8 protein-coding genes and 1 riboswitch are annotated in these 10,558 nt (G+C 37.5%); of the genes, 5 read left to right on the plus strand and 3 right to left on the minus strand.

Annotation, left to right across the window (positions count from 1 at the left end; genetic code table 11):
* Nucleotides 1–9: 9 nt before the first annotated feature.
* Complete coding sequence (locus tag ACTH6U_RS11565; protein ID WP_294105215.1) at nt 10–363, minus strand: hypothetical protein; 354 nt, start codon at nt 361–363, stop codon at nt 10–12.
* A gap of 1,558 nt (nt 364–1,921) precedes the next feature.
* Here ACTH6U_RS11565 and oxyR point away from each other — a divergent pair.
* Complete coding sequence (gene oxyR / locus ACTH6U_RS11570; protein WP_294105217.1) at nt 1,922–2,833, plus strand: DNA-binding transcriptional regulator OxyR; 912 nt, start codon at nt 1,922–1,924, stop codon at nt 2,831–2,833.
* 95 nt (nt 2,834–2,928) lie between these two features.
* On the opposite strand, the gene sthA is transcribed toward oxyR, so the two are convergent.
* Nucleotides 2,929–4,326, minus strand: coding sequence for a Si-specific NAD(P)(+) transhydrogenase (gene sthA / locus ACTH6U_RS11575; RefSeq protein ID WP_294105219.1), 1,398 nt, complete (start codon nt 4,324–4,326; stop codon nt 2,929–2,931).
* 506 nt (nt 4,327–4,832) lie between these two features.
* On the opposite strand from sthA, the gene fabR reads away from it, so the two are divergent.
* Both fabR and ACTH6U_RS11585 read left to right on the plus strand, forming a co-directional pair.
* On the plus strand, nt 4,833–5,489 hold the full coding sequence (gene fabR / locus ACTH6U_RS11580) for an HTH-type transcriptional repressor FabR (protein ID WP_434720433.1): 657 nt from the start codon (nt 4,833–4,835) through the stop codon (nt 5,487–5,489).
* A 13-nt stretch (nt 5,490–5,502) separates the two neighbouring features.
* Entirely contained in the window at nt 5,503–5,895 is a 393-nt protein-coding gene (locus tag ACTH6U_RS11585) for a YijD family membrane protein (protein WP_294105222.1), read from the plus strand.
* A 71-nt stretch (nt 5,896–5,966) separates the two neighbouring features.
* On the opposite strand, the gene trmA is transcribed toward ACTH6U_RS11585, so the two are convergent.
* Entirely contained in the window at nt 5,967–7,064 is a 1,098-nt protein-coding gene (gene trmA, locus ACTH6U_RS11590) for a tRNA (uridine(54)-C5)-methyltransferase TrmA (RefSeq protein ID WP_434720544.1), read from the minus strand.
* Nucleotides 7,065–7,175: 111 nt separating this feature from the next.
* Nucleotides 7,176–7,470: riboswitch (cobalamin riboswitch) on the plus strand.
* Between the two features lie 75 nt (nt 7,471–7,545).
* Here trmA and btuB point away from each other — a divergent pair.
* Together btuB and murI are read left to right on the plus strand one after the other, a co-directional pair.
* Nucleotides 7,546–9,450 carry a TonB-dependent vitamin B12 receptor BtuB gene (gene btuB, locus ACTH6U_RS11595; RefSeq protein ID WP_441832246.1) on the plus strand — a complete coding sequence of 635 codons (1,905 nt, stop codon included), beginning with the start codon at nt 7,546–7,548 and terminating at the stop codon, nt 9,448–9,450.
* Nucleotides 9,395–10,258: a glutamate racemase gene (gene murI, locus ACTH6U_RS11600; RefSeq protein ID WP_441832247.1), complete on the plus strand. Its 864-nt coding sequence runs from the start codon at nt 9,395–9,397 to the stop codon at nt 10,256–10,258. The genes btuB and murI overlap by 56 nt, the downstream gene beginning before the upstream one ends.
* Nucleotides 10,259–10,558: the final 300 nt, after the last annotated feature.

Raw genomic sequence — 10,558 nt, forward strand, 5'->3', positions numbered from 1 at the left:
CTTTTATTATTAGATATATTTGATTGTTAACATACCTAATTGTTTTTGTTCATCTATCCAGTTATAAGAATATTCACCTCTGCCACTATTGATTACTTGCCAGCCTTTAGTTTGTGTCACTTTTTTAATATCTAAATGGTTGCTAGTCATATCTGCGTTATCATCAAGGCAATTAAGTGTAATTTGTTTGTTATTAATTTCATTAAGGCATGGCGGTTGAACAATAGCACCACTGAAATGAATAACGCCAGTGTGCTCATCATTAGATGCGTGCGCATTAATAGACATAAATGTAGGAACTAACAATAGGGCTGCTAATGCACCAACAAATGTTTTTTTAGTCATTGATAGTAAATTTTTCATAATAGTATCCTTTGGCTGATTTATAGATAATCAACTTGCTGTATGTTTGAATGAAACGAAATATTCTATTAATAAATACTGTTTTTAATTAAGTTCTCACAATGTCGTGTATGGGATGAATTATAAATTAAAAAACCTTCTAAAGGTGTAAGCTGTAAAGGTAAAATGTGTGCAAATATAATCATAATCTATTATTAATCTACTATTGCCATAGATCGGAATTATGATGTAAATTTTATAAAGCTCTAAATAATTGGCCTTTTTGGTATTAAATATCCTTAAATCTCTATTTGAATCTGGTTTTTGTTGGTTTAATCTGCTGATTGATTTTTTTTGGCCATGGCCATTTAATGACTATCAAAATGTGAAGTCTTTAGATTAAGTTAAGATTTTTAATTTATTTTTATATAAAAACTTACAAAGTTTAATCAAGAATGAAAGCAAATATAACAAGATGTTTCTGGCGCTCTAGTATTTAAACGTATATTGGTTATATTGATAGATATAGCTGCCCTCACAAGATAATAATATTATCTTCTATAATAAAAATTAAAGGAAAGTGTGTCAGTATCATTGCAAATAACTATTTATTTTTTCATTTTTTCATTTTTTATAATTTATTTATTGTGCATTGTATTTTTAGCGTGATTATCTTATCCCCATTTCTCTGGGTTCATTTCAAGTTAGATTTTTAGACGAGTATTTGAGTTACTCAATATTACAATGTGGTCATAGCTAAAATGTATTACGCATTTTTGTTGTTATACTACTTTGAGGTATCACATATGGCTGATTATCTAAGTAACGAAATTCAATGTTGCTGTATTTTTCACAAGTCGAATTTGAATATTCTGTAATATACTTATTGATAATAGTGATGAAGAGAGGATTGATGATTTTTTAGCGGTTGTCATAACATTTTCTCCTTAGCTGTATTATTACTGATGAATAAGCTCTTAAAGAAGTTGTTAAATGGTATTTATAAGTATTAAAACTGATGGTTATCTCATTTCTGCTCTTGTTATATTATATTTATTATTTACGTTATTTTAAACTTATTCAACTGTAAAATAGTTTAAAAATGTGTATAAAATTCTTAAAAATTAGCTTTGATAGTTATATTAACCAGTGTGTAATATTTAGTTAGCCTTGATGATTTCAATGCTAGTCTTATATATCATTAAATGAATAACTTGATGTACTATCAGACTAGTTCGCATTCTATTGAAATATATAGTGTTGGGTTTTTAATCTGAATCCAGTCTTTAAAAGATCATATTTAGGTCTTTTATACTTGTTGATATATGTTAAGTAGTCTTTATGATTTGAGGTGAGATGTTAAACGAACGTATGAAAGTTATATGACGCATTTTGTTTCCAATTATTACAAATTGTTTCTTAATAAGGTGTTTAATTGTGTTTAAAGAGGTAATTTAGGTATATTCATCGATATATTAATAGATAAAACAAAACAATATCGTTATAGTGATTGGTATTATCTATCTATCTTTATTTAGATTTGCCTAAGAATAAACGAAAGGACGAGAAGAAAAAAGATATGAATATTCGAGATTTGGAATACTTAGTAGCACTCGCCGAACACAAACATTTTAGACGTGCCGCGGACTCTTGCCATGTAAGCCAACCTACATTAAGTGGCCAAATCCGTAAGCTAGAAGATGAGCTCGGTGTGATGCTCTTAGAAAGAACCAGTCGTAAAGTTCTTTTCACCCAGCAAGGATTACTTCTTGTCGAACAAGCTAGAACGATTTTGCGAGAGATAAAAGTTTTGCAGGAAATGGCTGCATTGCAGGGGGAAAGTATGTCTGGTCCTCTGCATATAGGTTTGATTCCAACCGTTGCTCCTTACCTTTTACCTCATATTATTCCGCAATTACACCAAGCTCATCCAAAACTTGAAATTTATTTACATGAAGCACAGACGCAGCAACTGCTTGCTCAGCTTGATAGTGGTAAATTAGATTGTGTGATTTTAGCTCAAGTGAAAGAAACAGATCCTTTTATTGTCGTTCCTTTATTTGAGGAGCCAATGAAACTCGCTATATATGAAAGCCATCCATGGCATGATCGCAATACGATTGAAATGAGCGAGCTCGCGGGTGAAAAATTACTTATGTTAGAAGATGGCCATTGTCTGCGTGATCAAGCGATGGGTTTTTGTTTTCAGGCAGGGGCAAAGGAAGATACTCATTTCAGAGCAACGAGTTTAGAAACTTTAAGGAATATGGTTGCAGCAGGCAGTGGTATAACACTATTACCTGATTTAGCCGTACCTAACGAAGCTTGTCGTGATGGTGTTTGCTATTTAAATTGTGTTGAGCCAGAACCTAAACGCACTATCGTTTTAGTTTATCGACCAGGTTCACCATTGCGTGGACGTTATGATCAACTCGCTGAAACTATTTATAAATCAATGGATGAATACTATAAAAATAAAATCTATTTATAAAATAAATGGAAAATGATAAATATCAGCGTAATAACAATTATAGCCGGAGAATATCCGGCTAAATTTATGGTGTTATTTACATTAATCAGCAAAGCCTAGAATAATCGATTCAAACCATTAAGCGCTGCAACACGAAAAGCTTCAGCCATAGTTGGATAGTTGAATGTAGTATTCACAAAGTATTCGATGGTATTTCCTTCACCTTTTTGTTCCATAATCGCTTGGCCGATATGAATAATCTCAGCCGCCCGTTCACCAAAGCAATGAATACCTAGAATCTGCAATGTTTCTCTATGAAATAGAATTTTTAAGCTGCCAACATTCATACCTGCAATTTGAGCACGTGCTAAATGTTTAAATTGAGCGCGGCCAACTTCATAAGGTATTTTCATTGCAGTCAGTTGCTGCTCTGTTTTACCTACGGAGCTAATTTCAGGAATGGTGTAAATACCGGTTGGAATATCTTCAACCAAATGCGCATTACCTAAACCACAAGTAATCGCTCGGGCTGCAATTCTGCCTTGATCGTAAGCTGCGGATGCTAAACTTGGATAACCAATAACATCGCCAACAGCATAGATATGTTCATTAGTCGTGCGATAAGCGTGATCTACTTTGACTAAACCGCGACTATCTGCATCAATTCCAACATTCGCTAGGCCTAAACCATCAGTATTACCAGTGCGTCCGTTGGCATAAAGTAAACAATCCGCTTTTACTTTTTTACCAGACTTCAGATGCACAATAACGCCATCTTCTACGCCTTCAATTTTTTCATATTCTTCATTATGGCGAATAACAACGCCACTATTCCAAAAATGATAAGACAAGGCGTCTGACATTTCTTGATCAAGGAATGCCAGCAAATTATCTCGAGTATTAATTAAGTCAACTTTAACGCCTAATCCACGAAAAATAGATGCATACTCACAGCCAATGACGCCTGCACCATAAATAATGACGTGGCGTGGTTCATGTGTCAGGTTGAGAATAGTATCGCTGTTATAGATTCGGGAATGGTTGAAATCGACATCTGAAGGGCAATAAGGGCGAGATCCAGTCGCAATAATAATTTTATCTGCATTTAGGACATCACAACTGCCATCGGTATAGCGAACACTAACATGTTGATCATCAATGAAAGTCGCTTCACCAGAGAACATATGGCAACCATTGCGTTCATAAAACCCTTGGCGCATGCGTGTTTGTTGGCTAATGACCGTTTCAGCATGTTTTAGAATTTCAGCAAAAGAAGAGCGCAAGCTACGAGAGTTATCGCTATAAAGCGGGTTTTGATTAAATTCGATAATTCGACTAACGGCGTGACGGAGTGATTTCGAGGGGATAGTTCCCCAGTGGGTGCAGCCGCCGCCGACATTATTGTAACGTTCTATAACAGCAACGTTTTTTCCTTGTTTCACGAGCCCCATGGCGGCGCCTTCACCACCAGGACCAGAGCCAATGACAATTGCATCAAAATGGGTGTGTTGCATGAGATAAGACCTGCTCTAAAAACAAAATGACAACAATATGTTATCATTAGTCGCATATTTAACCTAATATCCCTTTTTTCTTATCGCCTTTCGCTCCGTCACTTTGTTGGCTACATTCGTTCACTCTAGTCACGTAGTTATCTACGTTCCCAGAGATTCACTCTTTTGCCGCCTCGCGACGAAACGAAATTCAAGAGAAAAAGATTTGTTAGGTTTTTTTAATTCGAAATTCTTAGAGGAAATAACTTTTAGTGAAAAAGTGAGAAAGTAAAAATACCAAATGTATTTTTTGAGGTTATGGTTACAAGAAATAGGGTGGCGGTTGTATAAAAAATAAATCAGGAAACTGGTTAGGCGAAATTCTGAAAATAACGAATTTATAGTAAGAATCAATTTTTCTCCAAAACAGTTTAATTATTTTCAGGTATGCTAGATGTTAAGCTACATTTACGATTTATATCTTTGATATATGAATCGCGTTTAATGAAATAGAGATTAGGATCACCGTGAGCAACACTATTGGCGTTAGAGCAAAACAAAAAGAAAAAACTCGTCGTTCACTCGTCGAAGCTGCATTTAGCCAATTAAGCGCCGAACGGAGTTTTACAAGCCTTAGCTTGCGTGAAGTTGCCCGTGAAGCAGGTATCGCACCAACCTCATTTTATCGACATTTTAAAGATGTTGATGAACTTGGGCTAACAATGGTTGATGAAAGCGGTCTTATGTTGCGTCAACTGATGAGACAAGCTCGCCAGCGCATTGCTAAAGGCGGGAGTGTGATCCGTACATCAATCTCGACCTTTATGGAATTTATTGGTAATAACCCCAATGCCTTTAGGTTACTATTGCGTGAACGTTCAGGAACCTCCGCAGAATTTCGTGCCGCAGTCGCCAGAGAAATTCAGCACTTTATTGCCGAACTAGCAGATTACCTTGAGTTAGAAAACCATATGCCTCGTCATTTTACTGAGATGCAAGCAGAAGCAATGGTCACGATTGTATTCAGTGCAGGTGCTGAAGCGCTTGATGTTGATGAAGAAAAGCGACAGTACCTCGAAGAACGGTTGGTACTACAGTTACGAATGATCGCCAAAGGCGCGTATTACTGGTATCGCCGTGAACAAGAAAAACAAAATCAAACTGCCCCGGACCTAACGAAATAATTAAGGAGAATCAATGAAGGATCACAAAAGTTATGAAAGAAGCACATTGCTATTGGCCTTAGTGATTGGTTTGTCAACGCATGGGACTTTCTCTGCGATGTTTAACTCTTTAGTTGAGTTTTCTATCTTCCCAGTCATTACCTTAGTACTTGCTGTTTATTGTTTACACCAGCGTTATTTACATCATGCGATGCCTATAGGGTTACCCAAGTTCGTAGTTGGTAATTTCTTTATTGGTGTTTTTGGTTATGCCGCTATTTTACGTGTTCAACATCCTGAAATTGGCTCTAACTTTATTCCAGCAACCATTATTGTGATTCTCGCTTTGTGGCTATATAAAAGCTGGAAAACGCGCAAACAAGAACAATTAGAATTAGCCGCGGAACGCGAAGAAGCTGAAGTTTAGTATTGCTTGGACGAATAAGATTAAAGCGCCGTTATTGATTATTCAAATAACGGCGTTTTTCGTTATAAAGACTAACGGCGAGTCAATAGCACACCGCTTTCCATATGATGGGTATAAGGGAACTGATCAAATAGGGCAAGTTTTTCTATTTTATGTGTTTTATTTAGTACTGATAAATTATCGCTGAGCGTCTCAGGATTACAGGAGATATAAAGAATATTGTCGTACTCTTGGACTAACTGCACTGTTTTATCATCTAAGCCACTACGAGGCGGATCAACAAAAATGGTGTTGCATTGATAATCTGCAAGGTTGATCCCTTCTAAGCGACGAAATTCACGAGCTCCATTCATTGCTTGTGTAAAATCTTCAGCAGACATTCGGATAATCTGCACATTTTTAATGTTATTGGCTTCTATATTATATTGAGCAGCAGAAACTGACGGCTTCGCAATCTCAGTCGCTAATACACGGTTGAAATTTTGCGCTAGCGCTAACGAAAAATTACCATTCCCGCAATACAATTCTAATAAGTCACCAGTAGCGCCTTTTGTTGCGGCAATGGCCCACTCTAACATCTTAATATTGACCTGTGCATTTGGCTGAGTGAAGCTATTTTCAACTTGGCGATAAATCATTTCTCTGCCATTAACAGGCAAGACTTCATCAACATAATCATTATCTAGCATGATTTTTGTTTTTGATGCACGGCCAATAACTTGAACATCAAAACCTTTCGCAACTAATGCCGCTTTTAGTTTTTTTGCTTCACAAGTCCACTCATCACCTAGCTTTTTATGGTAAAGCAAAGAAACAATTAACTTATTGCTCAGTGTTGAAAGGTAATCGACTTGAAATAGCTTGTGGCGAAGTAATTCACTCTGCTTAATTAATGGCAATAACTCAGCCATTAATTGATTAATTAATTGGCTAGCGACAGGAAATTGTTCAATGTGAATGCGTTCCTTTGTCTCTTTATCAAACATAATATGGAACAGGTCATCACCTTCATGCCAGAGTCTGAACTCCGCACGCATCCGATAATGGGATTTTGGAGATGAAAAAATTTCAGGTTCGGGTGCTGCATAAGGAGCCATTATCCCCTTCAATCGGTTCACTTTTTCTGCAAGTTGCAGTTCATAATGTTCGGTGTGCAACGTGTTTTGCATCATATGGCTCCATAAAACAGTCAAAATTCTTATCAGGGGCGAAATTGTAGGGAAAGCAGCGAAGATGTCCAGTTTTCATTATGCATCCATAGACTCTAGTCGCGAATCGACTTAGGATAATAGCGCTGTGGTTTTATGAATGAATAGGGAATCTGGTGGGAATCCAGAACTGACGCGCAACGGTAATTAAGATTATACCCGTCATACTTCAAGCCGCATGGTTGTTGACTTCGCAAAGCTACCCAAACTGTATACTTATATATGCTTATTGGGATTTCGTTTGTCGCTTACATGCAATTTGAGTTATTTAGGGAATAAATGCAGATATAAAACATGGTTGTGTTTTGTATGAGCATTTAATTTATAACTCTTTTAGTCCGATACCTACCACGGCTTTAATCGCTTCGTTGAATATTAGCGCGAACCTTATATTCGACCTCGCGGAAATTTTAATTAAATTGATTTTCCGAGTGTAATCATAATGAATAATAATAAGTTGCTGCCTTTATCGGTCGCTGCTATAGCAGTGTTGTGTGGGATTTCTTCTTTGGCAAGCGCAAGTGCAAACAATAAGTCTGACGAGCTCGTTGTGTCTGCAAATCGTTTCGAACAACCCATTTCTTCTATATTAGCACCTGTCACTGTTGTGACTCGTGAAGAAATAGATCGCTGGCAGTCCAATACCGTTATTGATGTTCTGAGACGTTTGCCGGGTGTGGATGTTGCTCAAAATGGTGGAATGGGGCAACAAAGCTCCCTTTTTATTCGCGGTACTGAATCACGTCATGTGCTTGTATTAATTGATGGTGTTCGTCTAAACCAAGCCGGTATTTCTGGTTCTTCTGATATGAGCCAAATTCCTATCTCTTTGGTTCAAAAAATTGAATACATTCGTGGGGCAAGATCGGCAGTATACGGTTCGGATGCAGTAGGTGGTGTGGTCAATATTATTACGCGCCGTGATAATGATGGTACAACCTTGAATGCGGGCATTGGCTCACATGGATACCAAAATTATAACGGTTCAACGCAGCAAAAAATTGGTGAAAATACAACAGTAACTGCTGCTGCGGCTTATACGCATACGACTGGCTTTGATGTAGAGGCAAGAGGAAATACAGGGGGGCATCCACAGCCTGATAAAGACGGTTTCCTTAATAAGACGTTATGGTTAGGTGTTGAGCACCAATTATCTTCTACAGTATCAGCTTATGCGAGAGCATATGGCTATGACAATCGAACTGATTATGATGCTTACTATAGTAAAGATTTTATAAGTGGAAATAATTATCTTGTTGATAAAAGAAAACTATATAGTCGAACCTATGAGACAGGGGTTAAGTATCATCAAGATGCATATTCTACGTCATTGATGGGAAGTTATAGTCATGTAAAAGACTATAACTATGACCCTCGCTATGGCCAGTATGGGAAATATTCTAGAGCCGATGATTCAAAACAGTACAATATTCAATGGGGAAATAATTACCAATTACAGCATGGGTCAATAGCTGCGGGTGTTGATTATCAGAAGCAAACCATTGAAGCAGGAACCTCTTCGTTACCTAATAATGAATCAATCAATAATACAGGAATATATTTAACATCTCAGCAAGCTATTTCTGATTTTACTTTAGAAGGTGCGATAAGGTCCGAACATCATTCAGAATTTGGCTTACATACAACATGGCAAGTAGGAGCTGGATGGGAGTTTATAGATGGTTACCAATTGATTGGGTCTTATGCTACAGCATATAAAGCACCAAATATTAGCCAGTTATATTCTTCGGCTCCCTATGGTAATTCAAACTTGAAGCCAGAAGAAAGTAAACAATGGGAAGGTGGAGTAAAAGGGCTAACTGGTCCATTAAATTGGCAATTTGTCGCTTATAAAAATGAAATAACTAATCTTATCGATGCTACAAATGAAACAAATTGGGGGTGGCGAAACGTTGGTGAAGCTACAATAAAAGGTATTGAATGGACCGGTGATATGGACACTGGTATTTTCCATCATCAATTAACTTATCAATATACAGATCCGCGTGATGATAAAACTAATAAAGTGCTACTTCGTCGTGCTAAGCAGCAAGTTAAATATCAATTAGACTGGAATGTTGCCAATATTGATTGGGGACTAACTTACCAATACCTTGGCTCAAGATATGATAAGGATTTTGGTCAATATGATATGAGTCTAGGTGATTATAAGCGATTGAAACAAGGTGGTGTTAGCCTATGGGATATCACTGCCGCATATCCAATCACTTCACATCTCACAATTCGTGGTAAAATAGCTAATATGTTCGATAAAGACTATGAGACCGCGTATGGTTACCGCACCGCAGGAAGAGAATATTACCTTACCGGAAGCTACAACTTCTGATAACAACCAATCTGTTCGCCCGACCATTCTAGTATTTGACTCTGGAGTGGGCGGGTTATCTGTCTATCGTGAAGTCAAAAAATTGATCCCCAATGCGCACTATATATATGCATTCGATAACGAAGCTTTCCCCTATGGTGAAAAAAGTGAAGCTTTCATTATTGATAGGGTTTATCAAATCGTTAAAGCTATTGCAGCAAAGCACCCTTTAACCATCACAATTATTGCTTGTAATACGGCAAGTACCGTCAGCCTTCCCAATCTTAGAGCCAATTTTAAATTTCCTGTAGTTGGTGTTGTCCCTGCAATAAAGCCTGCGACCAAACTCACCCGCAATGGAGTGGTTGGATTATTGGCAACAAAAGGCACGGTAAATCGTGAATACACCAAAGAGCTTATCGAACGATTTGCCACAGATTGCAAAGTGGTTTCTTTAGGTTCGGCCGAATTAGTGCAATTGGCAGAAAGAAAACTACATGGTGAAACCTTACCATTAGACGAAGTTGCACAAACTGTCAGGCCATGGCTAAGAATGTCAGAACCGCCAGATACGGTTATTCTAGGTTGCACTCATTTTCCACTCTTAATAGAAGAGCTAGAAAAAGTGCTGCCAGATGGCACAAGGTTTATTGATTCGGGCTCAGCGATTGCCAGAAGAACAGTTTGGCTGATCAATAATCAAGCCGAAATTATTGAATCTGATGAAGAAGATTTTGCATATTGCATGCTAATGAATGAAAGCGTACAGGGATTGCGACCTGTTCTTGAGGCTGAAGGCTTTATTTCGCTGAAAAAACTAGCTATCTAAGTTAAATCTGATGGAAAGCTGAGCAAACAAATAAAAAGTTTAAAAAAAGGGTTGCCAGAATTTTCTGACTCCCTATAATGCGCATCCACTGACCGGGAACAAGACAACGCAAAGCGCGATGAACACTGAAACGGCAGCGAGAGAATCTGAAAAGATAAGCGAAAAAAAAGCTTGACTCTCCATGAGGAAAACGTATTATACGGCTCCTCGCAACAAGGACCTGATTCACAGAATCTAGTGTCGACATCGAAAGATTAAGTTGCAACGCTCTTTAACAATTTATCAGACAATCTGTGTGGG

It is taken from the genome of Providencia sp. (assembly GCF_052096715.1).
Taxonomy (GTDB): Bacteria; Pseudomonadota; Gammaproteobacteria; order Enterobacterales; family Enterobacteriaceae; genus Providencia.

Bases quoted from the DNA above. Each gene is read 5' to 3' on its own strand.
- ACTH6U_RS11585 (WP_294105222.1), top strand. From the start codon at position 5,503: ATGAAGGATCACAAAAGTTATGAAAGAAGCACATTGCTATTGGCCTTA.
- murI (WP_441832247.1), top strand. From the start codon at position 9,395: ATGGTTACCGCACCGCAGGAAGAGAATATTACCTTACCGGAAGCTACA.
- trmA (WP_434720544.1), bottom strand. From the start codon at position 7,064: ATGCAAAACACGTTGCACACCGAACATTATGAACTGCAACTTGCAGAA.
- sthA (WP_294105219.1), bottom strand. From the start codon at position 4,326: ATGCAACACACCCATTTTGATGCAATTGTCATTGGCTCTGGTCCTGGT.
- ACTH6U_RS11565 (WP_294105215.1), bottom strand. From the start codon at position 363: ATGAAAAATTTACTATCAATGACTAAAAAAACATTTGTTGGTGCATTA.
- oxyR (WP_294105217.1), top strand. From the start codon at position 1,922: ATGAATATTCGAGATTTGGAATACTTAGTAGCACTCGCCGAACACAAA.
- btuB (WP_441832246.1), top strand. From the start codon at position 7,546: ATGAATAATAATAAGTTGCTGCCTTTATCGGTCGCTGCTATAGCAGTG.